Raw genomic sequence first — 24,167 nt, 5'->3', positions numbered from 1 at the left:
CCCGCGAATGCTTCACCCCGGTTTCAAAGCCAGATGGCATCCCAATGCGGATACTCCCTGACACTCCCCACCAGCCCAGCCCGCAATGGATTGGCAACGATATACCTGGCAACCCATTTCACATCCTGGTCTCGACGTAGTGCTCTGTCCTGATAGCCGGGCTGCCATACCGGGTCCTGCTCAACTCCCGACTTGTGCAAGGCCAGGCTCGATCGCGATTTGAATCTGCGCATCAGTGTGGCAAGCGTCACCGAATGCAGTTCGATAAGCCAATGCAGATGGTCTGGCATGACGACCCACGCCAGCGATTGGCAAGATTGTTCCTGGTCGGACTTGCGCAGTTCGTTGATCACGAGCCGGGCATTGTGGAAATCCATGAACAATGGTTTTCGTTGGTGGGTGATGGTGGTCAGTAGATAGATCCTGCCCGGTTCAGAGAACCGTCCTCGGCGAAGCAGATACGACTGGGCCAGGGTCATGCACGTCGTCCTTGAATATGGGCTCGCCATGAACACTAGTGGCGTGTCTTGAATCCACGCGTGGCTGATGTTTTCAGAATGTGGCAGCGGTCGCAGACCATTGATCCAGCTCGGCCCTGTGGGAGCGGCTTTAGCCGCGAAGCGGGCAACGCGGTGCTTGGCACCGGCTAAGCCGGTGTTCGCGGGTAAACCCGCTCCCACAGTTACCGCGCCAGATTACAGATTTGATACAAGACAGTTGCTAGCACAGGGGAATTGCCCACCGTCCCATGCCGTTTGTCGATCCCTGATCTACGCTTCTCCCACGCGTCGTACAAACCATTCGTACAAGCGAGGAGCCTGCATGACGGTATCGCATCCGATCATGGTCGGTGGCCTGGGGCTGTTGTTGATGCTTTCGGGCTGTGACAAGGAAGAAGCCGCCCCGGTATTGCCCAGGGTTGCGGTGCAACAAGTCCAATCTACCGATTTCGCCGCCCGGGTCACCCTCACCGGCGACGTACAGGCGCGGGTGCAGACCGACCTGTCGTTTCGCGTGGGCGGCAAGATCATTTCCCGCAGCGTCGATGTGGGCGACCACGTCAAGGCCAACCAGGTGCTCGCGCGCCTGGACCCGAAAGACCTGCAGAACACCGTCGATTCGGCCAAGGCCGAGGTGTTCGCCGAACAGGCGCGGGTGACCCAGAGCAGCGCCGCGTTCATCCGCCAGCAGAAGCTGCTGCCCAAGGGCTACACCAGCCAGAGCGAATACGATTCCGCCGAAGCCGCCCTGCGCAGCAGCCAGAGCGCGCTCAAGGCGGCCCAGGCGCAGTTGGCCAATGCCAACGAGCAGCTGGGCTATACCGCCCTGGTGTCCGAGGCCGATGGCGTGATCACCGCGCGCCAGGCCGAAGTGGGGCAGGTGGTGCAGGCGACCATGCCGATCTTCAGCCTGGCGGTGGACGGCGACCGCGACGCGGTGTTCAACGTGTACGAATCCCTGCTGGTCAAGCCGCCCAGTGACGAAGGCGTGGTGGTCAGCCTGCTGGACAACCCGGCGGTGAAGGCCGAAGGCCGGGTTCGCGAGATCACCCCGACAGTGTCCGCCGAAAGCGGCACGGTGCAGGTCAAGGTGGCCCTGCGCAACGTGCCGGCCGGCATGCAACTCGGTTCGCCGGTGACCGCCACCGGCAACGCCCAGGGCCGACCAAGCATCGAGTTGCCCTGGGCCGCGCTGACCAAGGCGCTGCATGAGCCCGCAGTGTGGGTGGTGGGCGAGGGCGACAAGGTCGAGCTGCGCAAGGTTCAGGTGTCGCGCTACCTCACCGGCAAGGTGGTGATCGCCGACGGTATCAAGGGCGGCGAGACCGTCGTGGTGGGCGGCGGGCAGTTGCTGCACCCCGGCATGCAGGTGGTGAAAGTCACCGCCAAGGACGGAGGGGCCGCACCATGAAACGCCAGTTGTCGATCCTCTGCGCCAGCCTGATGCTCGGTGCCTGCGGCGGCGAAGAGATGGCGCCGGAGATGATCCGCCCCGTGCTGTCGACGCTGGTCGAGCCGCAAGTGCAATCGCAACTGGGGCGTTTCGCCGGCACCATCCAGGCGCGCTTCGAAAGCACCCTCGGTTTTCGCGTGTCTGGCCGTATCGCCCGGCGCTGGCTGGATGTCGGTGCCCGGGTGCAGCCCGGCGATACCCTGGCCACCCTCGACCCTACCGATCAACAGAACCAGCTGCGCGCCGCCGAAGGTGACCTGGCCAAGGTCCAGGCGCAGTGGATCAACGCCCAGGCCAACGCGCGCCGCCAGCAGCAGCTGTACGACCGTGGCGTGGGCGCCCAGGCCCAGCTGGACATCGCCCAGACCGACCTGAAGACCACCAGCGCGGCGCTGGAGCAGGCCCGCTCGGCGGTCAGCCAGGCCCGCGACCAGTTGGACTACAGCACCCTGCGCACCGACCATGCCGCCGTGGTCACCGCCTGGCAGGCCGAAGCCGGGCAGACCGTCAGCGCGGGCCAGGCCGTGGTCACCCTGGCACGCCCGGACGTCAAGGAAGCGGTGATCGACCTGCCGATCCCCCTGGCCGAGCAGTTGACCAAGAGCCTGACCTTCACCGTGGCCTCGCAGCTCGACCCGAGCATCAACACCACCGCCACCTTGCGCGAGCTCGAGCCCCAGGCCGACGCCACCACCCGCACCCGGCGTGCCCGGCTGACCCTGGCCAGCACCCCGGATGCGTTCCACCTGGGCACCGCGATCAGCGTCACCCTGAGTTCGGCGGTGAGCCCGCGCAGCGAGCTGCCACTGACCGCGCTGCTCGAACGCGATGGCAAGACCCAGGTGTGGGTCGTCGACCCGCAACAGAAAACCGTGACCACCCGTGACGTCGCGCTGCTCGAACGCACTGCCGACCGCATCGTCCTGGCGTCCGGCGTGCAGCCTGGGGAGCGGGTGGTGACTGCCGGTGTGAACAGCCTCAAGCCTGGCCAGAAAGTGACCTTCGACGAGGACCCGCAATGAAAGGAAGCTTCAACCTCTCGGAGTGGGCCCTCAAGCACCAGTCCTTCGTCTGGTACCTGATGTTCGTCGGCGTGCTGATGGGCATTTTTTCGTATTTCAACCTAGGCCGTGAGGAAGACCCGTCCTTCACCATCAAGACCATGGTGATCCAGAGCCGTTGGCCGGGTGCGACCCAGGACGAAACGCTCTACCAGATCACCGACCGCATCGAGAAGAAGCTCGAAGAACTCGATTCGCTCGACTACGTGAAGAGCTACACCCGCCCTGGCGAGTCCACGGTCTATGTCTACCTGCGCGACACCACCAAGGCCAAGGACATTCCCGAGATCTGGTACCAGGTGCGCAAGAAGATCCAGGATATTCGCGGGCAGTTCCCCCAGGGCATCCAGGGCCCGGCCTTCAACGACGAGTTCGGCGACGTGTTCGGCTCGATCTACGCCTTCACCGCCGACGGCCTGACCCTGCGCCAGTTGCGCGACTATGTGGAGGTGGCCCGCGCCGAAGTCCGCGAGGTGCCCAACATCGGCAAGATCGAGCTGGTCGGCACCCAGGACGAGGTGCTCTACCTGAACTTCTCGACCCGCAAGCTGGCGGCCCTGGGCATCGACCAGCGCCAGGCCATGCAGGCACTGCAACAACAGAACGCGGTGACCCCGGCCGGGGTGATCGAGGCGGGGCCGGAGCGTATCTCGGTGCGCACCACCGGGCAGTTCGCCTCGGAGAAAGACCTGGAAACGGTGAACCTGCGCATCAACGACCGGTTCTTCCGTCTGGCCGACATCGCCGACATCGAGCGCGGCTACGTCGACCCGCCTTCGCCGATGTTCCGCTACAACGGCCAGACCGCCATTGGCCTGGCGATCGGCATGAAGGCCGGCAGCAACATCGAGGTGTTCGGCGCGGCGCTGAAGGAGAAGATGGACAAGGTGGTGCGCGACCTGCCGGTCGGCGTGGGCGTGCACAACGTGTCCGACCAGGCCGTGGTGGTCAAGCAGGCAGTCGGCGGCTTCACCAGCGCGCTGTTCGAGGCCGTGGTGATTGTGCTCGCGGTGAGCTTCGTCAGCCTCGGCATACGCGCGGGGCTGGTGGTGGCCTGCTCGATTCCGCTGGTGCTGGCCATGGTCTTCGTGTTCATGGAGTACAGCGACATCACCATGCAGCGGATCTCGCTCGGCGCGCTGATCATCGCCCTGGGCCTGCTGGTGGACGATGCGATGATCACCGTCGAGGTGATGGTCACGCGGCTGGAGATGGGCGATACCAAGGAGCAGGCGGCCACGTTCGCCTACACCTCGACGGCCTTCCCGATGCTTACCGGCACCTTGGTGACGGTGGCCGGCTTCGTGCCGATCGGCCTCAACGCCAGCTCTGCGGGCGAATACACCTATACCCTGTTCGCGGTGATCGCCGTGGCCCTGATCGTGTCCTGGGTGGTGGCGGTATTCTTCGCCCCGGTGCTCGGCGTGCACATCCTCAATAGCAAGGTAAAGGCCCACGAGGCCAAGCCCGGGCGTCTCGACCGGGCGTTCGAGGGCGGGCTGCTGTGGTGCATGCGCAATCGCTGGCTGACCATCATCGGCACCATCGTCCTGTTCGCCTTGTCGATTTTCTGCATGCGCTTCGTGCAGAACCAGTTCTTCCCGTCCTCGGACCGCCCGGAAATCCTCGTCGACCTCAACCTGCCGCAGAATGCCTCGATCGAGGAAACGCGCAAGGTGGTCGACCGCCTGGAGGCCAGGATCAAGGACGACCCGGACCTGGTGCGCTGGAGCACCTACATCGGCCAGGGCGCGATTCGTTTCTACCTGCCCCTCGACCAGCAGTTGCAGAACCCCTACTACGCCCAGTTGGTGATCGTCAGCAAGGGCTTCGAAGAGCGCCAGGGCATGATGGATCGCCTGCAGAAGCTGCTGCATGAGGAGTTCGTCGGCGTGGGCACCAACGTGCAGTCGCTGGAGATGGGCCCGCCGGTGGGGCGGCCGATCCAGTACCGGGTCAGCGGCAAGGACATCGACCAGGTGCGCCGGCATGCCATCGAGCTGGCAACCTTCCTCGACAGCAACGAGCACATCGGCGAGATGATCTACGACTGGAACGAGCCCGGGAAAGTGCTGCGCATCGAGATCGCCCAGGACAAGGCCCGTCAGCTGGGGCTGTCGTCCGAGGACGTGGCCAACGTGATGAACAGCATCGTCAGCGGTGTGCAGGTCACCCAGGTCAACGACAACATCTACCTGGTCAACGTGGTCGCGCGCGCCGAAGACAGCGAGCGTGGTTCGCCCGATACCTTGCAGAACCTGCAGATCGTCACGCCCAGCGGCGCGTCGATCCCGCTGCTGGCATTCGCCACCGTGCGCTATGAGCTGGAGCAGCCGCTGGTGTGGCGGCGCGACCGCAAGCCGACCATCACCATCAAGGCCTCGGTGGTCGGCGACATCCAGCCCACCGACCTGGTGGCCCAGCTCAAGCCGGGCATCGACGAGTTCGCCAGCAAGCTGCCGGTCGGCTACGAGGTGGCCACCGGGGGCACGGTGGAGGAGAGCGCCAAGGCCCAGGGGCCGATCCGCAAGGTTGTGCCGCTGATGCTGTTCCTCATGGCGACCTTCCTGATGATCCAGTTGCACAGCGTGCAGAAGCTGTTCCTGGTGGTCAGCGTGGCGCCCCTGGGGCTGATCGGCGTGGTCGTGGCGTTGGTGCCCACGGGCACGCCCATGGGCTTCGTGGCGATCCTCGGGATCCTTGCCCTGGCCGGCATCATCATCCGCAACTCGGTGATCCTGGTGACCCAGATCGACGAGTTCGAGGAACAGGGCCTGTCGCCCTGGGAGGCGGTGCTTGAGGCCACCAACCATCGCCGGCGGCCGATCCTGCTGACGGCGGCGGCCGCCAGCCTGGGCATGATCCCGATTGCCCGCGAAGTGTTCTGGGGGCCGATGGCCTACGCCATGATCGGCGGCATCATCAGTGCAACGCTGCTGACGCTGCTGTTCCTGCCGGCGCTGTACGTGGCCTGGTACAAGATCCGCGAGCCGGAGAACAAGCATTCCGACAGTCATTGATTGCGTGGGAGCGGCGGTGCGCCGATGCGACTTGCCCCGCGAGGGCGATGGTAGATTCACCGGCCTCATCGCGGGGCAAGCCCGCTCCCACAGGTGCCGCGTCAGTGACTTGAATTTCAGTTATATAAACATTCTTAAACAGTATTTTTAAGAATAACCCCGCCTCACTACTATGGCTCTCACGCCAGGCGCATATCCCCTTCAAACCTCTGCCCGGCACCCTTACTCCAAGGAGAACGAGCATGAGTGCATCACTGCGCAGCATCGACGGTCAGGACGAAGCCACCATCTTGCGTGAAATCCAGAGTGCCCTGCGCGACCTGCGCTTCGGCGCCGTGGAGATCACCGTGCACAACGCCCAGGTGGTGCAGATCGAACGCAAGGAGAAGTTCCGCCTGCAACAGCCCGGCAACAAGGCCGGCTGATCACGCAACAACCCCTAATTAGAAAAAATGCCAATCGGGAGCTTCACCATGTCCATCCGCCGTTATGCGCTTGCCGCCCTGGCCAGCGCCGTTTTTGCCGGTTCCGCGATCGCCAAGGACTTCGAACTGTTGAACGTGTCCTATGACCCGACTCGCGAGCTGTACCAGCAGTACAACGCCGAGTTCATCAAGCACTGGCAAGCCGCTCACCCGGGCGACAAGGTGAAGATCCAGCAATCCCACGGCGGTTCGGGCAAGCAGGCCCGCGCGGTGATCGATGGCCTGCGTGCCGACGTGGTCACCCTGGCCCTGGCCGGCGACATCGATGAAGTCGCCAAGCTCGGCAAGACCCTGCCGGAGGACTGGCAGAAGCGCCTGCCGGACGCCAGCACCCCGTACACTTCGACCATCGTGTTCCTGGTGCGCAAGGGCAACCCGAAAGGCATCAAGGACTGGGGCGACCTGATCAAGAAGGACGTCTCGGTGATCACCCCCAACCCGAAAACCTCCGGCGGCGCCCGCTGGAACTTCCTCGCCGCCTGGGCCTACGGCCTGAAATCCGGCGGTAGCGAAGACAAGGCCAAGGCCTACGTGCAGGAGCTGTTCAAGCACGTACCGGTGCTGGATACCGGCGCCCGTGGTTCGACCATCACCTTCGTCAACAACGGCCAGGGCGACGTGCTGCTGGCCTGGGAGAACGAGGCCTTCCTGGCGCTGAAAGAAGACGGTGGCGCCGACAAGTTCGAGATCGTCGTGCCGTCGCTGTCGATCCTCGCCGAGCCGCCGGTGGCCGTGGTCGACAAGAACGCCGAGAAGAAGGGCAACGAACAGATCGCCGAGGAATACCTCAAGCACCTGTACAGCCCGGCTGGCCAGAAGATCGCCGCCGAGAACTTCTACCGCCCGCGTGATGCGAAAGTCGCCGCCGAGTTTGCCAAGCAGTTCCCGAAACTGGACCTGGTGACCATCGACAAGGACTTCGGTGGCTGGAAGACTGCGCAGCCGAAGTTCTTCAATGACGGCGGTGTGTTCGACCAGATCTATCAGGCACAGTGATCGGTAGTTCCGGCAGTGTCTGGATTTGGCGTGGGAGCGGGCTTGCCCCGCGATGGCGGCGGTAAGTCCACCATCGTAATCGCGGGGCAAGTCGCACCGGCGCACCGCCGCTCCCACGCTTACCACCGCTTCACGCTTCAGTAGCCTGCATGGGCCCGGGATCCCTCCCGGGCTTCGTGCGTTCAACCAGGGACCTTTATGTCACGTCGTATATCCCCCGTCATACCCGGCTTCGGGCTGACGCTGGGCTACACCTTGGTGTACCTCAGCCTGATCGTGCTGATACCGCTGGCGGCCATGTTCATCCATGCCTCGCAGCTGACCTGGGAGCAGTTCTGGAACATCGTCAGCGCGCCGCGGGTCATCGCCGCGCTGAAGCTGAGTTTCGGCACCGCCCTGTTCGCCGCCATCATCAACGGCGTGATCGGCACCCTGCTGGCCTGGGTGCTGGTGCGCTACACCTTCCCCGGGCGCAAGATCATCGACGCGATGATCGACCTGCCGTTCGCCCTGCCCACGGCCGTGGCCGGTATCGCCTTGACTGCGCTGTACGCGCCGGCAGGCTGGGTCGGCCAGTTCGCCACCGACCTGGGCTTCAAGATCGCCTACACCCCACTGGGCATCACCCTGGCACTGACCTTCGTCACCCTGCCGTTCGTGGTGCGCACGGTGCAGCCGGTGCTGGCCGACATCCCGCGTGAAGTGGAAGAGGCCGCCGCCTGCCTGGGCGCGAAACCCTTGCAGGTGTTCCGCCACATCCTGGCGCCGGCGCTGCTGCCGGCCTGGCTGACCGGCTTCGCCCTGGCCTTCGCCCGCGGCGTGGGCGAGTACGGTTCGGTGATCTTCATCGCCGGCAACATGCCGATGAAGACCGAGATCCTGCCGCTGCTGATCATGGTCAAGCTCGACCAGTACGACTACACCGGCGCCACCGCCATCGGCGTGCTGATGCTGGTGGTTTCCTTCATCCTGCTGCTGCTGATCAACTTGCTGCAGCGGCGCATCGAAACCCCTTGAAGGAGGCCCGCTAATGTCTTCATCGACCCTTGGCGCGAGCGCCGCCGCCAACGCCGCCCGGCGTGGCAGCGCCACTTCGCGCCGCGTGCTGATCACCCTGGCCTGGATCGTCTTCGCCCTGTTCCTGGCCCTGCCGCTGGTGATCGTGGTGTCCCAGGCGCTCAAGAACGGCTTCGGCACGTTCTTCGAGGCAATCTTCGAGGCCGATGCGCTGTCGGCGCTCAAGCTCACCCTGCTGGCGGTGGCCATCTCGGTGCCGCTGAACCTGCTGTTCGGGGTCAGTGCCGCCTGGTGCGTGAGCAAGTACAGCTTCCGTGGCAAAAGTATCCTGGTGACCCTGATCGACCTGCCGTTCTCGGTGTCGCCGGTGATCGCCGGCCTGGTCTACGTGCTGATGTTCGGCGCCCAGGGCCTGTTCGGCCCGTGGCTGCAGGACCACGATATCCAGATCGTGTTCGCCCTGCCGGGCATTGTCCTGGCGACCATCTTCGTCACCGTGCCGTTCGTGGCCCGTGAACTGATCCCGCTGATGCAGGAGCAGGGCACCCAGGAAGAGGAGGCCGCGCGCCTGCTCGGCGCCAACGGCTGGCAGATGTTCTGGCACGTCACTCTGCCGAACATCAAATGGGGCCTGATCTACGGCGTGGTGCTGTGCACCGCGCGGGCGATGGGCGAGTTCGGCGCGGTGTCGGTGGTGTCCGGGCATATCCGTGGCGTCACCAACACCTTGCCGCTGCACGTGGAGATCCTCTACAACGAGTACAACCATGTCGCGGCCTTCAGCGTGGCCAGCCTGTTGCTGATCCTGGCGCTCTTCATCCTGCTGCTCAAGCAGTGGAGCGAGAACCGTATTAACCGCCTGCGCCACAGCGCCGCGGAGGAATGATTCATGTCGATCGAAGTTCGTAATGTCAGCAAGCGCTTCAACAGCTTCCAGGCCCTGAACGCCATCAACCTGGATATCCACAGCGGCGAGCTGGTGGCCCTGCTCGGCCCGTCCGGCTGCGGCAAGACCACCCTGCTGCGCATCATCGCCGGCCTGGAAACGCCAGACGACGGCAGCATCGTGTTCCACGGCGAGGATGTTTCGGGCCACGACGTGCGTGACCGTAACGTCGGCTTCGTGTTCCAGCACTACGCGCTGTTCCGCCACATGAGTGTGTTCGACAACGTCGCGTTTGGCCTGCGCATGAAGCCCAAGGGCGAGCGCCCGAGCGAGAGCAAGATCGCCGAGAAGGTCCATGAGTTGCTGAACATGGTCCAGCTCGACTGGCTGTCCGACCGTTACCCCGAGCAACTGTCCGGTGGCCAGCGCCAGCGTATCGCCCTGGCCCGCGCCCTGGCGGTGGAGCCCAAGGTGCTGCTGCTCGACGAGCCGTTCGGCGCCCTCGACGCCAAGGTGCGCAAGGAGCTGCGCCGCTGGCTGGCGCGCCTGCACGAGGACATCAACCTGACCTCGGTGTTCGTCACCCACGACCAGGAAGAGGCCATGGAAGTGGCCGACCGCATCGTGGTGATGAACAAGGGCGTGATCGAGCAGATCGGCTCGCCGGGCGAGGTGTACGAGAAGCCGGCCAACGATTTCGTCTACCACTTCCTCGGCGATTCCAACCGCCTGGCGCTCAGCGAAGGGCACCATGTGCTGTTCCGCCCGCACGAAGTGTCGCTGTCGCGCCATGAAACCGAAGGCCACCATGCCGCCGAGGTGCGTGACATTCGCCCGCTGGGCGCGACGACCCGGGTGACCTTGAAGGTGGAAGGGCAGAGCGAGCTGATCGAGGCCGAGGTGGTCAAGGACCACGACAGCCTGACCGGGCTGGCGCGCGGGGAGACGCTGTTCTTCCGGCCGAAGGTGTGGCAGAAGGTGGCGGATATCTGATTCGCCTTTGCTGAACGAAGAACCCGGGCCTGGTCCCGGGTTTTTTATTGCCTGGACGGACGTAATCGCTGGGCAAGCCCGCTCCCACGCGTGTGCAGAAACATTGTCAGGCGACATGGCGTGGGAGCGGGCTTGCCCCGCGATTGCGATAGGTGCCCACATGCCATTCGGGCATTTTTTGCATGCCTTTCAGGCATCGCAAACACCCGATCTGGCTAGAGGCCGCTGGTGCTGTGGCTTGCGGCGAACCTGACAAAATCAATAGATAAAAAAGCTATAACTTCAACTTAAAACATTACTTTATGGCCTAAGCCCCTGCCGTCGATGATTCAGCCACACACCTGAATCGAGACCCCAGGAGTTTGATCAATGGGTAATGTCCAGTCGGCCGTCAGGGCCTTTGAGCAGCCATGGCACCCGGCATCGGGCGACCTGGTCGAGCTCGGACGCACGCTGCGCCTGCCGCTTGGCCAGTTGCGCCTGCAGCGCACGCCGGTGAGCGGCCTCAAGCGCCGCGACAAGCTGGCGCTGGGCCTGCTGGTGCTGGCCCTGCATGGCGCCGCCGCCTACTGGATCAGCCAGGCGCCGACCCCGGCGCTGCCGGTCGTGCCGCCGCAGATCCCGCCCATGACCATCGAGTTCGCCGCGCCCGCACCGCCAGTCGTCGAGCCGCCGCCACCTGCTCCGGCACCGCCTGTGGTCGAGCCGCCACCGCCGGTGGTCGACGAGCTGGCCGCCAAGCCAAAGCCCAAGCCGAAACCGGTGCCCAAGCCGGTGGCCAAGCCGCAACCCAAGCCGCAGCCGAAACCGGTCGAAGCACCGCCGCCAACGCCGGTGGCTGCCCCGGCACCGCCCGCGCCAGCCGCACCACCCGCGCCGGCCCCGGTGACCCCGGCATCGGCCAACGCCGCATACCTGAAGAACCCGGCTCCCGAGTACCCGCAGATGGCCCTGCGCCGTGGCTGGGAAGGCACCGTGCTGCTGCGCGTCGAGGTGCTGCCCAGCGGCAAGCCCGGGCAGATCCAGCTGCAGAAAAGCAGTGGCCGTGACGCCCTGGATGCTGCCGCGCTGGCCGCAGTCAAGCGCTGGAGTTTCGTCCCCGCCAAGCAGGGCGACGTGGCCCTGGCCGGCTGGGTCAGCGTACCCATCGATTTCAAGCTTCGTTAATTCGCCACCGCACAAAGGAAGGACATCACCATGAGCCTGTTGGCATCCCCCCTCGAATCCGTTGAAAGCGCCGTCATCTGGCTGTTGGTCGGTTTCTCCGTGGCCACTTGGGCGCTGGCCCTGGTCAAGGTCGTGCAGTTCGTGCGCCTCAAGCGCCAGGACAAGCGCTTCCACCAGCAGTTCTGGGCCGCATCCAGCCTCGATTCCGCCGCCGAAATCAGCCACCAGCAACCCGGCCCCGCCGCCCGTGTCGCCCAGGCCGGTTACGCCGCCATCGCCGTCGGTGAACCCGGCCAGGCTAATGACCTGAGCCAGGCCATCAACCATCAGGACCGCCTGGAGCGCGCCCTGCGCCAGCAGATCGTGCGCGAGCGCCGCTCGCTGGAAACCGGCCTGGCGGTGGTCGCCAGTATCGGCAGCACCTCGCCCTTCATCGGCCTGTTCGGCACCGTGTGGGGCATCATGGAAGCGCTCAAGGGCATCAGCGCGGCCGGTTCCGCCAGCCTGGAAACCGTGGCCGGCCCGATCGGCGCGGCGCTGGTCGCCACCGGCGTGGGTATCGCCGTCGCGGTGCCGGCAGTGCTGGTCTACAACTACTTCCTGCGCCGCCTCAAGCTGACCGCTGCCGACCTCGACGACTTCGCCCACGACTTCTACAGCCTGGCGCAGAAGAGTGCCTTCCGCGTGCTGCTGCACCCGGCGGTGCAGCGCCAGCAGGCCGGCTTCAACCAACCTGTGAAGGAGGCCTCCTGACATGGCCTTCTCGACCCAGGACAGCGATGAAGTATTGAGTGAAATCAACGTCACGCCACTGGTGGACGTCATGCTGGTGCTGCTGGTGGTGTTCATCGTCACCGCGCCGCTGCTGACCAACGCCATCCCCATCAACCTGCCCAAGACCGAGGCCGTGGCCCCGGTGGAGCAGAAGGACCCGCTGGTGGTGAGCATCGATGGCAGCGGCAAGCTGTTCATCAACAAGGACGAGATCCAGCCCGACCTGCTGGAAACCAACCTCAAGGCCGCCAAAGGCAAGGACGCCGAGCTGCGCGTGCAGCTGCAGGCCGACGATGGCGTGAACTACGGCGAAGTCGCCCGGGCCATGGCGGCCATCGAACGCGCCGGCATCACCAAGCTGGCGGTGATCACCGCGCGCTGACCGGCCATACCCCCTTCAGGCAAGTGCTTATGGGCCATTTTCCTTGGCAGGGGATGGCCCTTTTTTTATTCGTGGGAGCGGGCTTGCCCCGCGATTGCGGGCACCGCGGTGGATGGCACCGGCTGTGCCGGTGTTCGCGGGGCAAGCCCGCTCCCACACCGCATAGTCAAATAACGAATAAACAAATGAAAAAATATGATTTATGGATATATGTGACCAGCTGTTAAGGTCACTTCCATCCAGCGGGGCCAACCCCTCGCGGCCCTGCAATCGAATCGAAGGAAGCGCTTTCAATGCTGGTTGTTTCTGTCGGTGGTAGCCCCAGTCTTCGTTCACGCTCCGGCGTGCTGCTAGAACGCACCCGCGACTGGCTGCAGGAGCGCGGAGTCGAAGTGGTGACCTTCCAGGTGCGTGAGTTCAACGCCGAAGACCTGCTGCACGCGCGCTTCGACAGCCCGCAGGTGCGCCACTTCATCGAGCTGGTGGCCCAGGCCGACGGCCTGGTGGTGGCCACCCCGGTGTACAAAGCCTCGTTTGCCGGCGCGCTGAAGACCCTGCTCGACCTGCTGCCCGAGCGTGCCCTGGAACACAAGGTGGTATTGCCGGTGGCAACCGGCGGCAGCATCGCCCACATGCTTGCCGTGGACTACGCGCTCAAGCCGGTGCTGTCTGCCTTGAAGGCGCAGGAGACCCTGCAAGGGATCTTCGCCGACGACAGCCAGATCGCCTACGGCGAAGGCAACCGCCCTGCACAGCTGGCCCCGGCCCTGGAGCAGCGCCTGCAGGATTCGCTGGAAACCTTCCATGGCGCCCTGGCGCGGCGGCCTCGGCCGGTCGCACCGGGTGTGCTCAACGAACGCCTGCTCAGTGCCCGCTGGAGCATCTGAGCCACTGATACACCGCTTCACTGCTGTCCCACCTTACTCGCCCGTCAACGAGGCAAGCAGGTGCAACCCGAACCCAACTCGCACAGGAGAGCGCCATGCGCACAGTCTTCTTGCGTCGTGGTCTGGTCGCCCTGTTTGCGGCGGCTGTGTCCTTCGGCGCCATTACCCAAGCCCAGGCCGAGAGCCTGCGTATCGGTTACCAGAAATACGGCACCCTGGTGCTGCTCAAGGCCAAGGGCTCGCTGGAGAAGCGCCTGAAGGAACAGGGCATCGACGTGCAATGGACCGAGTTCCCCGGCGGCCCGCAGCTGCTTGAAGGGCTCAACGTCGGCTCGATCGACTTCGGTGTCACCGGCGAAACCCCGCCCGTGTTCGCCCAGGCCGCCGGCGCCGACCTGCTCTACGTCGCCTACGAGCCGCCAGCCCCGCACAGCGAGGCGATCCTCGTGCCCAAGGGCTCGTCGATCCAGTCGGTGAAAGAGCTCAAGGGCAAGAAAGTCGCGCTGAACAAAGGCTCGAACGTTCATTACCTGCTGGTGCGTGCCCTCGAAGACGCCGGCCTCAAATACACCGACATCCAGCCGGTCTACCTGCCGCCGGCCGACGCCCGCGCCGCCTTTGAGCGTGGCAGCGTCGATGCCTGGGTGATCTGGGACCCGTACCAGGCCGCCGCCGAGCAACAGCTGCAGGCCCGTACCCTGCGTGACGGCAAGGGCCTGGTCGACAACCACCAGTTCTACCTGGCCACCCGCAACTACGCCACGCAACACCCGGCGGTGATCAACACCCTGGTCGAGGAAGTGCGCACCGTGGGCCAGTGGTCCCAGGCCAACCCCCAGGAGGTGACCGACCAGGTCGCGCCGCTGCTCGGCCTGCCCGCCGACATCACCCTGACCTCGGTGAAACGCCAGGGCTACGGTGCCGCGCCGCTGACCCCGGAAGTGATCGGCGCGCAGCAGAAGATCGCCGACACCTTCCAGGCCCTGAAGTTGATCCCCAAGCCCTTGAGCATCAAGGACGTGATCTGGACACCCCCCGCCAAGGTCGCCAGCGCGCCTTGACCGATTCGCCAGCGCCGGGGCCAGGCCCCGGCTCGAGCCACCCTTGAGGAGACAACTCCAATGAGCCTGAACATCTTCTGGTTCCTGCCTACCCACGGTGACGGCAAGTACCTGGGCACCAGCGAAGGCGCCCGCGCCGTCGACCATGGCTACCTGGCGCAGATCGCCCAGGCCGCCGACCGCCTCGGCTTCGGCGGCGTGCTGATCCCCACCGGGCGGTCCTGCGAGGATTCCTGGCTGGTCGCCGCGTCGCTGATCCCGGTGACCGAGCGCCTGAAGTTCCTGGTCGCGCTGCGCCCGGGGATCATTTCGCCGACCGTGGCCGCGCGCCAGGCCGCTACCCTCGATCGCCTGTCCAACGGCCGTGCGCTGTTCAACCTGGTGACCGGCGGCGACCCCGACGAACTGGCCGGTGACGGCCTGCACCTGAACCATCAGGAGCGCTACGAGGCCTCGGTGGAGTTCACCCGCATCTGGCGCAAGGTGCTGGAAGGTGAAAACGTCGATTACGACGGTAAACACATCCAGGTAAAGGGCGCCAAGCTGCTCTACCCGCCGATTCAGCAACCACGTCCGCCGCTGTATTTCGGCGGCTCGTCCGAGGCAGCCCAGGACCTGGCTGCCGAACAGGTCGAGCTGTACCTGACCTGGGGCGAGCCACCGGCCGCCGTCGCCGAGAAGATCGCCCAGGTGCGCGAAAAAGCCGCCGCCCAGGGCCGTGAAGTGCGCTTCGGTATTCGCCTGCATGTGATCGTGCGGGAAACCAACGAAGAAGCCTGGGCTGCCGCCGACAAGCTGATCTCGCACCTGGACGACGACACCATCGCCCGCGCCCAGGCTTCGCTGGCACGCTTCGACTCGGTCGGCCAGCAACGCATGGCCGCGCTGCACAACGGCAACCGCGACAAGCTGGAAGTCGCCCCCAACCTGTGGGCCGGCGTCGGCCTGGTGCGCGGCGGTGCCGGCACCGCGCTGGTAGGCGATGGCCCGACCGTGGCGGCGCGGGTCAAGGAATACGCGGATCTGGGCATCGATACCTTCATCTTCTCGGGTTATCCACACCTGGAAGAGTCGTACCGTGTGGCTGAACTGCTGTTCCCGCACCTGGATGTGCAGCGCCCGGAGCAACCGAAAACCGGTGGCTACGTGAGCCCGTTCGGCGAGATGGTCGCCAACGACATCCTGCCCAAAGCCGTGTCGCAGAGCTGAGGGCCGGGCCATGAGTCGTGCAACTTCCTCCAACCTGACCCAGCGCCTGGCGCCGTGGGCGCTGCCGGTGCTGCTGTTGGCAGTCTGGCAACTGGCGGTCAGCGCTGGCTGGCTGTCGACGCGCATCCTGCCGGCACCCAGCGCAGTGGTCAGCGCCGGGGTCGAGCTGGTGCGCAGCGGCGATATCTGGACCCACCTGGCCATCAGTGGCTGGCGTGCCGGGCTGGGCTTCGCCATCGGCGGCAGCATCGGCCTGGTACTGGGTTTCATCACCGGCCTGTCGAAGTGGGGCGAGCGCCTGCTCGACAGCTCGGTGCAGATGATCCGCAACGTGCCGCACCTGGCGCTGATCCCGCTGGTGATCCTGTGGTTCGGTATCGATGAGTCGGCAAAGATTTTCCTGGTGGCGCTGGGGACCTTGTTCCCGATCTACCTGAACACCTACCACGGCATCCGCAACGTCGACCCGGCGCTGGTGGAAATGGCGCGCAGCTACGGGCTGTCAGGCTTCGGCCTGTTCCGTCAGGTGATCCTGCCGGGGGCGCTGCCGTCGATCCTGGTCGGTGTGCGCTTCGCCCTGGGCTTCATGTGGCTGACCCTGATCGTCGCCGAGACCATTTCGGCCAACGCCGGCATCGGTTACCTGGCGATGAACGCCCGTGAGTTCCTGCAGACCGACGTGGTGGTGCTGGCGATCGTGCTGTACGCCGTGCTCGGCAAGCTCGCCGACCTGGCGGCCCGTGGCCTGGAGCGCGTGTGGTTGCGCTGGCACCCGGCCTATCAGGTCGCCAAGAAGGAGGGTGCGTGATGACCGTGCTCAAAGAGCAGCCGCCACGCCTGCTGCGTGGCATCCCGCTGGCCGCCAACGGCCTGCGCAAGACCTTTGGCCAGCGCGAAGTGTTGAAGGGCATCGACCTGCACATTCCGGCCGGCCAGTTCGTCGCCATCGTCGGCCGCAGCGGCTGCGGCAAGAGCACCTTGCTGCGCCTGCTGGCCGGGCTCGACAACCCCAGCGCCGGCGAATTGCTGGCCGGTGCCGCGCCGCTGGCCGAGGCCCGGGAGGACACCCGGCTGATGTTCCAGGACGCCCGCCTGCTGCCGTGGAAGAAGGTGATCGACAACGTCGGCCTGGGCCTGTCCGGCGACTGGCGCCAACGGGCGCTGGATGCCCTGGAGGCGGTCGGCCTGGCTGACCGCGCCAATGAGTGGCCGGCGGCCTTGTCCGGCGGCCAGAAGCAACGGGTGGCCCTGGCCCGGGCGTTGATCCATCAGCCGCGCCTGCTGCTGCTGGACGAGCCGCTGGGCGCGCTGGACGCATTGACCCGTATCGAGATGCAGCAACTGATCGAACGCCTGTGGCGTCAGCACGGTTTCACCGTGCTGCTGGTCACCCACGACGTCAGCGAAGCCGTCGCCGTGGCTGACCGGGTGATCCTGATCGAGGACGGCGCCGTCGGCCTCGACCTGCTGGTCGACCTGCCGCGCCCCCGGGCGCGTGGTTCGCACCGCCTGGCAAGCCTGGAAAGTGAAGTGCTGGACCGTGTTCTGTCCGCCCCGGGCACCCCGCCCGAGCCGGAACCTGTAGCCCCTTTGCCCACGCAACTGCGTTGGGCGCATTGAACCCCGAAGCCAATCAAAGGAAATCAGCCATGACCATCAAAGCCATCAACGTTCGCAACCAGTTCAAAGGCACCGTGAAGGAAATCCTCGAAGGCCCGGTACTGTCGGAAATCGACGTGCAGACCGCCTCTGGCGTGGTGACTTCGGTGATCACCACCCGTTCCGTGAAGGAGCTGGAGCTGCAGGTGGGCAGTGAAGTGATCGCGTTTGTGAAATCGACCGAGGTGTCCATCGCCAAACTCTGATTTCCGGTGTCCTGCGAAGCGTGGGAGCGGGCTTGCCCCGCGATGGCGTCAGTCGACACATCTACGTGGCCTGACTTGACGCCATCGCGGGGCAAGCCCGCTCCCACGATCGCGTTGTGTCAGAGGGGGCGCTTGGCCAGAAACGGCGGCAGGTACAGCCCCAGATACGCCTCGAACACCCGCATCCCTTCTTCCGCCATGCGCGGGGTGATCTGCTCGTGCAGCTGCATTGAGCGGGCATACACCCGATCGCTCAGCTCCATCGCCAAGGCGAACACATGCACATCCTGCGGCATCGCCGGCAACTGGAAATGCCGGTCGAACAGCTGGTGCATCAACTCGCCCAGTTCCAGGTCGTGCTGGCGGTCAGCCTGGACCACTTCGCTCAGGCCATGCTGGGCCAGGATCAGTTGCCGCGCTGCGGCGTCCTCGTTGTAGATGTCGAGCATGCGCTGCTCGATCAACCGTGACAGGCCGTGCCAGGTGCTGAACGCCGCGCTGTCGATCGGTGCGCTCAAGGCTTCGCGAAAGGCCCGGTGCACATCGGCGGTCAGCGCTTCGAGCAAGGCCGGTACGCTGGCGAAGAAGTGGTACACCGACGACGGCGGGATCTGCGCCCGCTCGGCGACGTTGTAGATCGACAACCCCGCCACCCCTTGCCCGGCCAGCAGCTCGCGCGCAGCTGCCAGGATCGCTTCGATCCTGGCCTGGCTGCTGGCGCGCGGTTTGCGCGGGGTGGCGGTGCGGTTCATCAGTTGCTGATGGCCAGGATGCTGGCCTGGTAGGCGCCGACGAACAGGTCGAAGTCGCCGACTTCCTGCTGCTCCAGGCGCGATTGTTCGGCCAGGGAGTTGCGGGCGAGGGTTTCGAAGGCCTGTTGCTGTTCGGTGGTCAGTGGCTGCTCGCGGAACGTCTCGGCGTGCACGCGGCTCTGGCGCAGGGAGAACTCGATGAAGCTTTCATCGTGTTCGGTCATGCGCGCCAGTACCTGGGCCGACGGGGTCAGTTCAGGGTCATCGACCTTGGCCTGTTGGGCTTGCAGGGCCTTGGCGTGCTCGTTGCCGCCTTGGGCACGGTCGAGCAGCTCGGCCATCTGGCCGATACGGCTGATGAGCTCGCTGGCCCAGTCCTTGAGCGCGATCGGCTGGCCGTTACGCTGCAGCGCAAGGCCCGGGCGACGGCCTTCCTTGACCACGGTCAGGAAGTTGCTGGTGCACTGGCCGCATTCGCCGTTGTCCAGCTGCGGGCTGTCGTCCAGCGCACAGAGCAGCAGGAAGGCGTCGAGGAAGCGCGCTTCGGTGAGGTCGATGCCCACCGGCAGGAACGGGTTGATGTCCAGGCAACGCACTTCGACGTACTGCACGCCACGGGAGATCAGGGCCTGGATCGGCCGCTCGCCGGTGTAGGTCACGCGCTTGGGGCGGATGTTCGAGTAATACTCGTTCTCGATCTGCAGGATGTTGGTGTTGAGCTGCACCCACTCGCCATCCTTGTGCGTGCCGACCTCGACGTAGGGCGGGTAGGGCGTGCCGACCGCCTTGCGCAGGCTGTCGGTGTAGCTGTCGAGGTTGTTGTAGCAGGGCGTCAGGCCCGCCTGGGCGTTGCTCTGGTAACCCAGGTCGCTCATGCGCAGGCTGGTGGCGTAGGGCAGGTAGAGGGTGTTGGCGTCGAGCTCTTCGAGCTGGTGCGGGCGGCCGCGCAGGAAGCCTTTGTCCAGCGTCGGCGAGGCGCCGAACAGGTACATCAGCAGCCAGCTGTAGCGGCGGAAATTGCGGATCAGCGCGATGTAGGCCGCGGACTGGTAGTCGCGGTCGTCCTCTGCGCTGCCTTCTTCGGCGCGCAGCAATGGCCACAGTGCTTCAGGCAGCGAGAAGTTGTAGTGGATGCCGGCGATGCACTGCATGGTGCGGCCGTAACGCAGGGCCAGGCCCTTGCGGTACACGTGCTTGAGCTTGCCGATGTTCGAGGTGCCGTACTCGGCGATCGGGATGTCCTCCTCGGCCGGCAGCGCGCAGGGCATCGACGGGCTCCACAGCAACTCGTGGCCCAGCTTGCTGTAGACGAAGCGGTGGGTCTGTTCGAGGCTTTCGAGCACCTTGGCCGGGTCGGCCAGGGCTGGGGTGATGAACTCCAGCAGCGACTCGGAATAGTCGGTGGTGATCTGCTCGTTGGTCAGCGCCGAACCCAAGGCTTCGGGGTGCGGGGTCTGGGCCAGGCGACCGTCTTCGGTCACGCGCAGGCATTCGCGCTCAATGCCGTGCAGGCACTGCTTGAGCAGGTCGAGGTTGTCGCCGAGCAGGCTCAGGCGGCGGTTGAGGAGGTCGCTCAAGATGGATTCCTTCACGCGTCAGTCGCCCCAATATGGGGGTAGGTATGACGGTCTACAAGGGTAGTTGGGAAAGGAACTGGCGTTGTCGCCTGGTTGCGCGGTTCCGGCACAGCCTGATCGCGGGGCAAGCCCGCTCCCACGCCTTCAATATCTGGCGTGGGAGCGGGCTTGTCCCGCGATGGCTTACAGCATTACGCCGAAAATACCGCAGATGATAGTGTTACACCCCCCCCCTCTCCTTTTCTCTTTTTGGGGGGGGGTTGCCTCCCCCCCGCGATGGCTTACAGCATTACGCCGAAAATACCGCAGATGATGCTACATCAGCTAGAGAACCGCGAAGGTTCCCTGCGCCTTGGCCACCAACTTGTCGCCCTGGAGCACGTCGGCGTCGACCACCAGCGTGCGTCGCCCGGCATGCAGCACGCGGGCGGTGCACAGCACCTCACCCTCGCTGACGGCGCGCATGTAGTTGATCTTGCACTCGATGGTCACGCTCTGCTGGTCGAAACCATGGCTGGCCGAACAGGCCAGGCCCATGGCGATATCGACCAGGCTGAAGATCGCCCCGCCGTGCAGCTTCTGGCCACGGTTGCGCAACTGCGGCTCGAGCGCCAGGGCTACCTCGGCAACGCCGCTGTCCAGGCGTTGCAGGCGGCAGCCCAGCAGCTGGCTGAAGGCGCTTTCGACGTACTCTTTCGGGACGTCCATCACTTCTTCTTCAACTGCTTGGCGTTGGCGAACAGCGAGGCCATGGCGTTGTTGGCCGGTGCGGCGGCAGTGGTTTCACGCGGGCGCGGTGCCTGCTGCTGGCGGTTGCCGCCATTGCCGCCACGGTTACCGCCACGGTTGCCTTCGACCTTCTCGCCCGGGGTGTCGCTCATGCGCATGGACAGGCCGACCCGCTTGCGCGGAATGTCCACTTCCATGACCTTGACCTTGACCACGTCGCCGGCCTTGACTGCTTCACGCGGGTCCTTGATGAACTTCTCGGACAGCGCCGAGATGTGCACCAGGCCGTCCTGGTGCACGCCGATGTCGACGAAGGCACCGAAGTTGGTGACGTTGGTCACCACGCCTTCGAGGATCATGCCCGGCTCCAGGTCCTTGAGGTCCTCGACGCCGTCCTGGAAGGTGGCGGTCTTGAACTCGGGGCGTGGGTCGCGGCCGGGCTTGTCCAACTCCTGCAGGATGTCGGTAACGGTCGGCAGGCCGAAGGTTTCGTCGGTGAACTTCTTCGGGTCCAGGCGCTTGAGGAAGCCGCTGTCGCCGATCAGCGAGCGGATGTCGCGCTCGGTGCCGGCGGCGATGCGCTGCACCAGCGGGTAGGCCTCGGGGTGCACGGCGGAGGCGTCCAGCGGGTTGTCGCCGTTCATCACACGCAGGAAGCCGGCGGCCTGTTCGAAGGTCTTTTCACCGAGGCGGCTGACCTTTTTCAGCGCGGCGCGGGTGGCGAACGGGCCGTTGGCGTCGCGGTGGGAAACGATATTCTGCGCAAGCGTTGCGTTGAGGCCGGAGATGCGCGTCAGCAAGGCCACCGAAGCGGTGTTGACGTCCACGCCCACAGCGTTCACGCAGTCCTCGACCACGGCGTCCAGGCCACGGGCCAGTTTCAGCTGCGATACGTCGTGCTGGTACTGGCCGACACCGATGGATTTCGGGTCGATCTTCACCAGTTCCGCCAGTGGGTCCTGCAGGCGGCGGGCGATAGACACAGCGCCACGGATCGATACGTCCAGGTCCGGGAACTCGCGGGCGGCCAGCTCCGAAGCCGAATACACCGATGCGCCGGCTTCGGAGACCATGATCTTGGTGATCTTCAATGCTGGGTATTTTTTGACCAGCTCGGCTACCAGCTTGTCACTTTCGCGGCTGGCGGTGCCGTTGCCGATGGCGACCAGCTCTACCGAGTGCTTGGCGCACAGGGCGGCCATGATCGAGATGGTGCGGTCCCAGTCGTTCTTCGGCGCGTGTGGGTACACCGTGGTGTAGTCCAGCAGCTTGCCGGTGGCGTCGACCACGGCAATCTTGCAGCCGGTGCGCAGGCCCGGGTCGAAGCCCAGGGTGGCGCGCGGGCCGGCCGGGGCGGCCAGCAGCAGGTCGTGCAGGTTGTGGGCGAACACGTTGATCGCCTCGCCTTCGGCGTTGTCGCGCAGCTCGCCGAACAGGTCGGTTTCCAGGTGGGTGTACAGCTTGACCTTCCAGGTCCAGCGCACCACTTCGCCCAGCCACTTGTCGGCCGGGCGGTTGCGGTTTTCGATACCGACGTGGCTGCTGATCATCACTTCGCACGGGTGCAGGGTGCCGGGCAGCTCTTCGCCGACTTTCAGCGAGGCGCTCAGCACGCCCTCGTTGCGCCCGCGGAAGATCGCCAGGGCGCGGTGCGACGGGGCGGTGCGCAGCAGTTCGTCATGGGCGAAGTAATCGCGGAACTTGGCGCCTTCCTCTTCCTTGCCGGCCACCAGGCGGGCGCTGAGCACGGCTTCCTGCTTGAGGAAGTTGCGCAGTTTTTCCAGCAGGGCGGCGTCTTCGGCGAAGCGCTCCATGAGGATGTACTTGGCGCCTTCGAGCGCTGCCTTGACGTCGGCCACGCCTTTTTCGGCGTCGACGAAGCGCGCCGCTTCGCTTTCCGGATTCAGTTGCGGGTCGTTGAACAGGCCGTCGGCCAGCTCGCCGAGGCCGGCTTCCAGGGCGATCTGGCCCTTGGTGCGACGCTTCTGCTTGTAGGGGAGGTAGAGGTCTTCGAGGCGGGTCTTGGTGTCGGCGAGCTTGATTTCGCGGGCCAGTTCCGGGGTCAGTTTGCCCTGCTCCTCGATGCTGGCGAGGATGCTGGCGCGCCGGTCGTCGAGTTCGCGCAGGTAGCGCAGGCGCTCTTCCAGGTGGCGCAGCTGGGTGTCGTCCAGGCTGCCGGTCACTTCCTTGCGGTAACGGGCGATGAAGGGCACGGTCGAGCCTTCGTCCAACAGGCCCACGGCCGCTTCGACCTGTTGTGGGCGCACGCCCAGTTCCTCGGCGATACGGCTGTTGATGCTGTCCATGAGAACCACCTGACAAATAGTGAATGCAAGGCCGCGGGTGGCTGTTCAGGCCCGGCGGCGCTGGGTGAAAGGCGCGCATTATACCCATCGTGCCGGGCTTGCGGTGATGGCGCCGGGCCATGGGGCTGCGGCATGGAAGTGGCACCATGGGAAAAATCTGCTAACAATGCACACGGCACGCGCTGCAATGGCTACGCCATAATGCGCGGCGATCTCAGAGGAGCAATTCATGACCAGCACCGCAAACGCCGCAGATGGCGACAAGATTCTCATCGTCGACGACGACCCAGGCCTGAGCAGCCTGCTGGACCGTTTTTTCACCAGCAAGGGCTTCCGTGTGCGCACCGTGCCCAACGTCGAACAGATGGACCGCCTGCTGGCCCGTGAGGTGTTCAACCTGGTGGTGCTCGACCTGATGCTGCCGGGCGAAGACGGCCTGTCCGCGTGCAAGCGCCTGCGCGCGTCGAACAACCAGATCCCGATCATCATGCTCACCGCCAAGGGCGACGAGCTCAGCCGCATCAAAGGGCTGGAGCTGGGCGCCGACGACTACCTGGCCAAGCCCTTCAACCCCGACGAGCTGGTGGCCCGGGTCAAGGCCGTGCTGCGTCGCCAGTCGCCGACGGTGCCGGGCGCGCCGGGCAGCGAGGAAGAGACCGTCACCTTCGGTGACTACGAACTGTCGCTGGCCACCCGCGAACTCAAGCGTGGCGACGAAACGCACATGCTTACCACCGGCGAATTCGCCGTGCTCAAGGCCCTGGTGATGCATGCCCGCGAGCCGCTGACCCGCGACAAACTGATGAACCTGGCCCGTGGCCGCGAGTGGGATGCGCTGGAGCGCTCCATCGACGTGCAGATCTCGCGCCTGCGCCGGATGATCGAACCCGACCCGTCCAAGCCGCGTTACATCCAGACCGTGTGGGGCGTGGGCTACGTCTTCGTGCCGGACGGAAACGCCGGCAAATGAGCCAGCCGGCTCGTTGCGACGGTGCAGGGCGGCTCGCAGGAGCCGCCCTGTTTTCGTCTGTGGCGCGCGGCTTTTCC

23 protein-coding genes are annotated in these 24,167 nt (G+C 65.2%); 18 read left to right on the top strand and 5 right to left on the bottom strand.

Annotated features, from left to right (window positions below; genetic code table 11):
* Positions 1 to 23 precede the first annotated feature (23 nt).
* Entirely contained in the window at positions 24 to 479 is a 456-nt protein-coding gene (locus tag ACO6VM_RS01905) for an REP-associated tyrosine transposase (RefSeq protein ID WP_390966371.1), read from the bottom strand.
* Positions 480 to 822: 343 nt separating this feature from the next.
* Here ACO6VM_RS01905 and ACO6VM_RS01900 point away from each other — a divergent pair, with 343 nt between their 5' ends.
* From ACO6VM_RS01900 to ACO6VM_RS01820, 17 genes are all read left to right on the top strand, one after another.
* On the top strand, positions 823 to 1,911 hold the full coding sequence (locus tag ACO6VM_RS01900) for an efflux RND transporter periplasmic adaptor subunit (protein ID WP_422402679.1): 1,089 nt from the start codon (positions 823 to 825) through the stop codon (positions 1,909 to 1,911).
* Positions 1,908 to 2,975, top strand: coding sequence for an efflux RND transporter periplasmic adaptor subunit (locus tag ACO6VM_RS01895; RefSeq protein ID WP_422402678.1), 1,068 nt, complete (start codon positions 1,908 to 1,910; stop codon positions 2,973 to 2,975). Before ACO6VM_RS01900 ends, ACO6VM_RS01895 begins: the two co-directional genes overlap by 4 nt.
* Positions 2,972 to 6,034 carry an efflux RND transporter permease subunit gene (locus tag ACO6VM_RS01890; protein ID WP_422402677.1) on the top strand — a complete coding sequence of 1,021 codons (3,063 nt, stop codon included), beginning with the start codon at positions 2,972 to 2,974 and terminating at the stop codon, positions 6,032 to 6,034. Before ACO6VM_RS01895 ends, ACO6VM_RS01890 begins: the two co-directional genes overlap by 4 nt.
* 242 nt (positions 6,035 to 6,276) lie before the next feature.
* Entirely contained in the window at positions 6,277 to 6,459 is a 183-nt protein-coding gene (gene oscA, locus ACO6VM_RS01885) for a sulfur starvation response protein OscA (protein WP_016712582.1), read from the top strand.
* Between the two features lie 48 nt (positions 6,460 to 6,507).
* A complete protein-coding gene (locus ACO6VM_RS01880; protein WP_125462203.1) occupies positions 6,508 to 7,515 on the top strand; it encodes a sulfate ABC transporter substrate-binding protein in 1,008 nt (335 codons plus the stop codon).
* Positions 7,516 to 7,713: 198 nt separating this feature from the next.
* Positions 7,714 to 8,532, top strand: coding sequence for a sulfate ABC transporter permease subunit CysT (cysT, locus tag ACO6VM_RS01875; RefSeq protein WP_110992174.1), 819 nt, complete (start codon positions 7,714 to 7,716; stop codon positions 8,530 to 8,532).
* A gap of 13 nt (positions 8,533 to 8,545) precedes the next feature.
* Positions 8,546 to 9,418, top strand: a complete 873-nt coding sequence (gene cysW / locus ACO6VM_RS01870; RefSeq protein ID WP_153785618.1) for a sulfate ABC transporter permease subunit CysW — start codon at positions 8,546 to 8,548, stop codon at positions 9,416 to 9,418.
* 3 nt (positions 9,419 to 9,421) lie between these two features.
* Positions 9,422 to 10,411, top strand: a complete 990-nt coding sequence (locus ACO6VM_RS01865) for a sulfate/molybdate ABC transporter ATP-binding protein (RefSeq protein ID WP_110992176.1) — start codon at positions 9,422 to 9,424, stop codon at positions 10,409 to 10,411.
* A 369-nt stretch (positions 10,412 to 10,780) separates the two neighbouring features.
* Positions 10,781 to 11,578 (top strand): energy transducer TonB, encoded by a 798-nt coding sequence (locus tag ACO6VM_RS01860; RefSeq protein ID WP_110992178.1) that lies wholly within the window; start codon positions 10,781 to 10,783, stop codon positions 11,576 to 11,578.
* Positions 11,579 to 11,608: 30 nt separating this feature from the next.
* Positions 11,609 to 12,331 (top strand): MotA/TolQ/ExbB proton channel family protein, encoded by a 723-nt coding sequence (locus ACO6VM_RS01855; RefSeq protein WP_110992179.1) that lies wholly within the window; start codon positions 11,609 to 11,611, stop codon positions 12,329 to 12,331.
* Between the two features lies 1 nt (position 12,332).
* On the top strand, positions 12,333 to 12,734 hold the full coding sequence (locus tag ACO6VM_RS01850; RefSeq protein ID WP_110992180.1) for an ExbD/TolR family protein: 402 nt from the start codon (positions 12,333 to 12,335) through the stop codon (positions 12,732 to 12,734).
* A 293-nt stretch (positions 12,735 to 13,027) separates the two neighbouring features.
* On the top strand, positions 13,028 to 13,621 hold the full coding sequence (ssuE, locus tag ACO6VM_RS01845) for an NADPH-dependent FMN reductase (protein WP_125462205.1): 594 nt from the start codon (positions 13,028 to 13,030) through the stop codon (positions 13,619 to 13,621).
* Positions 13,622 to 13,716: 95 nt separating this feature from the next.
* Positions 13,717 to 14,682, top strand: a complete 966-nt coding sequence (locus ACO6VM_RS01840; RefSeq protein WP_422402676.1) for a sulfonate ABC transporter substrate-binding protein — start codon at positions 13,717 to 13,719, stop codon at positions 14,680 to 14,682.
* A 60-nt stretch (positions 14,683 to 14,742) separates the two neighbouring features.
* Positions 14,743 to 15,891, top strand: a complete 1,149-nt coding sequence (gene ssuD / locus ACO6VM_RS01835) for an FMNH2-dependent alkanesulfonate monooxygenase (protein ID WP_401057506.1) — start codon at positions 14,743 to 14,745, stop codon at positions 15,889 to 15,891.
* Between the two features lie 10 nt (positions 15,892 to 15,901).
* Positions 15,902 to 16,699: an aliphatic sulfonate ABC transporter permease SsuC gene (gene ssuC / locus ACO6VM_RS01830; protein WP_401057507.1), complete on the top strand. Its 798-nt coding sequence runs from the start codon at positions 15,902 to 15,904 to the stop codon at positions 16,697 to 16,699.
* Positions 16,699 to 17,511 carry an aliphatic sulfonates ABC transporter ATP-binding protein gene (ssuB, locus tag ACO6VM_RS01825; RefSeq protein WP_125857101.1) on the top strand — a complete coding sequence of 271 codons (813 nt, stop codon included), beginning with the start codon at positions 16,699 to 16,701 and terminating at the stop codon, positions 17,509 to 17,511. Before ssuC ends, ssuB begins: the two co-directional genes overlap by 1 nt.
* A gap of 29 nt (positions 17,512 to 17,540) precedes the next feature.
* Entirely contained in the window at positions 17,541 to 17,756 is a 216-nt protein-coding gene (locus ACO6VM_RS01820; RefSeq protein WP_101322556.1) for a TOBE domain-containing protein, read from the top strand.
* A gap of 119 nt (positions 17,757 to 17,875) precedes the next feature.
* Here the strand turns inward: ACO6VM_RS01820 and ACO6VM_RS01815 are convergent, their stop codons facing one another.
* The 4 genes from ACO6VM_RS01815 to ACO6VM_RS01800 form a co-directional block, all read right to left on the bottom strand.
* Entirely contained in the window at positions 17,876 to 18,508 is a 633-nt protein-coding gene (locus ACO6VM_RS01815; protein ID WP_401057508.1) for a TetR/AcrR family transcriptional regulator, read from the bottom strand.
* Complete coding sequence (gene gshA / locus ACO6VM_RS01810) at positions 18,508 to 20,085, bottom strand: glutamate--cysteine ligase (protein WP_401057509.1); 1,578 nt, start codon at positions 20,083 to 20,085, stop codon at positions 18,508 to 18,510. The genes ACO6VM_RS01815 and gshA overlap by 1 nt, the downstream gene beginning before the upstream one ends.
* Positions 20,086 to 20,409: 324 nt before the next feature.
* On the bottom strand, positions 20,410 to 20,793 hold the full coding sequence (locus tag ACO6VM_RS01805; protein ID WP_125857104.1) for a PaaI family thioesterase: 384 nt from the start codon (positions 20,791 to 20,793) through the stop codon (positions 20,410 to 20,412).
* Positions 20,793 to 23,120: a Tex family protein gene (locus tag ACO6VM_RS01800; protein ID WP_422402675.1), complete on the bottom strand. Its 2,328-nt coding sequence runs from the start codon at positions 23,118 to 23,120 to the stop codon at positions 20,793 to 20,795. Before ACO6VM_RS01800 ends, ACO6VM_RS01805 begins: the two co-directional genes overlap by 1 nt.
* Before the next feature lie 229 nt (positions 23,121 to 23,349).
* Here ACO6VM_RS01800 and ompR point away from each other — a divergent pair, with 229 nt between their 5' ends.
* Entirely contained in the window at positions 23,350 to 24,090 is a 741-nt protein-coding gene (ompR, locus tag ACO6VM_RS01795; protein WP_110992190.1) for a two-component system response regulator OmpR, read from the top strand.
* The last annotated feature ends 77 nt before the right edge of the window (positions 24,091 to 24,167 follow it).

This window comes from Pseudomonas sp. GZD-209, assembly GCF_049310485.1.
Lineage (GTDB): Bacteria > Pseudomonadota > Gammaproteobacteria > Pseudomonadales > Pseudomonadaceae > Aquipseudomonas > Aquipseudomonas sichuanensis.
This window is presented reverse-complemented; position numbering and strand designations above follow the sequence as displayed.

What these genes read in the sequence shown, in the direction of transcription:
- ACO6VM_RS01905 (WP_390966371.1), bottom strand. Translation starts at nt 479, where the DNA reads ATGACCCTGGCCCAGTCGTATCTGCTTCGCCGAGGACGGTTCTCTGAA.
- ACO6VM_RS01805 (WP_125857104.1), bottom strand. Translation starts at nt 20,793, where the DNA reads ATGGACGTCCCGAAAGAGTACGTCGAAAGCGCCTTCAGCCAGCTGCTG.
- ACO6VM_RS01855 (WP_110992179.1), top strand. Translation starts at nt 11,609, where the DNA reads ATGAGCCTGTTGGCATCCCCCCTCGAATCCGTTGAAAGCGCCGTCATC.
- ACO6VM_RS01815 (WP_401057508.1), bottom strand. Translation starts at nt 18,508, where the DNA reads ATGAACCGCACCGCCACCCCGCGCAAACCGCGCGCCAGCAGCCAGGCC.
- ssuE (WP_125462205.1), top strand. Translation starts at nt 13,028, where the DNA reads ATGCTGGTTGTTTCTGTCGGTGGTAGCCCCAGTCTTCGTTCACGCTCC.
- ssuB (WP_125857101.1), top strand. Translation starts at nt 16,699, where the DNA reads ATGACCGTGCTCAAAGAGCAGCCGCCACGCCTGCTGCGTGGCATCCCG.
- oscA (WP_016712582.1), top strand. Translation starts at nt 6,277, where the DNA reads ATGAGTGCATCACTGCGCAGCATCGACGGTCAGGACGAAGCCACCATC.
- ACO6VM_RS01800 (WP_422402675.1), bottom strand. Translation starts at nt 23,120, where the DNA reads ATGGACAGCATCAACAGCCGTATCGCCGAGGAACTGGGCGTGCGCCCA.
- ACO6VM_RS01840 (WP_422402676.1), top strand. Translation starts at nt 13,717, where the DNA reads ATGCGCACAGTCTTCTTGCGTCGTGGTCTGGTCGCCCTGTTTGCGGCG.
- ACO6VM_RS01865 (WP_110992176.1), top strand. Translation starts at nt 9,422, where the DNA reads ATGTCGATCGAAGTTCGTAATGTCAGCAAGCGCTTCAACAGCTTCCAG.
- ACO6VM_RS01860 (WP_110992178.1), top strand. Translation starts at nt 10,781, where the DNA reads ATGGGTAATGTCCAGTCGGCCGTCAGGGCCTTTGAGCAGCCATGGCAC.
- ACO6VM_RS01900 (WP_422402679.1), top strand. Translation starts at nt 823, where the DNA reads ATGACGGTATCGCATCCGATCATGGTCGGTGGCCTGGGGCTGTTGTTG.
- ACO6VM_RS01890 (WP_422402677.1), top strand. Translation starts at nt 2,972, where the DNA reads ATGAAAGGAAGCTTCAACCTCTCGGAGTGGGCCCTCAAGCACCAGTCC.
- ompR (WP_110992190.1), top strand. Translation starts at nt 23,350, where the DNA reads ATGACCAGCACCGCAAACGCCGCAGATGGCGACAAGATTCTCATCGTC.
- ssuC (WP_401057507.1), top strand. Translation starts at nt 15,902, where the DNA reads ATGAGTCGTGCAACTTCCTCCAACCTGACCCAGCGCCTGGCGCCGTGG.
- ACO6VM_RS01895 (WP_422402678.1), top strand. Translation starts at nt 1,908, where the DNA reads ATGAAACGCCAGTTGTCGATCCTCTGCGCCAGCCTGATGCTCGGTGCC.
- cysW (WP_153785618.1), top strand. Translation starts at nt 8,546, where the DNA reads ATGTCTTCATCGACCCTTGGCGCGAGCGCCGCCGCCAACGCCGCCCGG.
- ACO6VM_RS01880 (WP_125462203.1), top strand. Translation starts at nt 6,508, where the DNA reads ATGTCCATCCGCCGTTATGCGCTTGCCGCCCTGGCCAGCGCCGTTTTT.
- cysT (WP_110992174.1), top strand. Translation starts at nt 7,714, where the DNA reads ATGTCACGTCGTATATCCCCCGTCATACCCGGCTTCGGGCTGACGCTG.
- ACO6VM_RS01850 (WP_110992180.1), top strand. Translation starts at nt 12,333, where the DNA reads ATGGCCTTCTCGACCCAGGACAGCGATGAAGTATTGAGTGAAATCAAC.
- ACO6VM_RS01820 (WP_101322556.1), top strand. Translation starts at nt 17,541, where the DNA reads ATGACCATCAAAGCCATCAACGTTCGCAACCAGTTCAAAGGCACCGTG.
- ssuD (WP_401057506.1), top strand. Translation starts at nt 14,743, where the DNA reads ATGAGCCTGAACATCTTCTGGTTCCTGCCTACCCACGGTGACGGCAAG.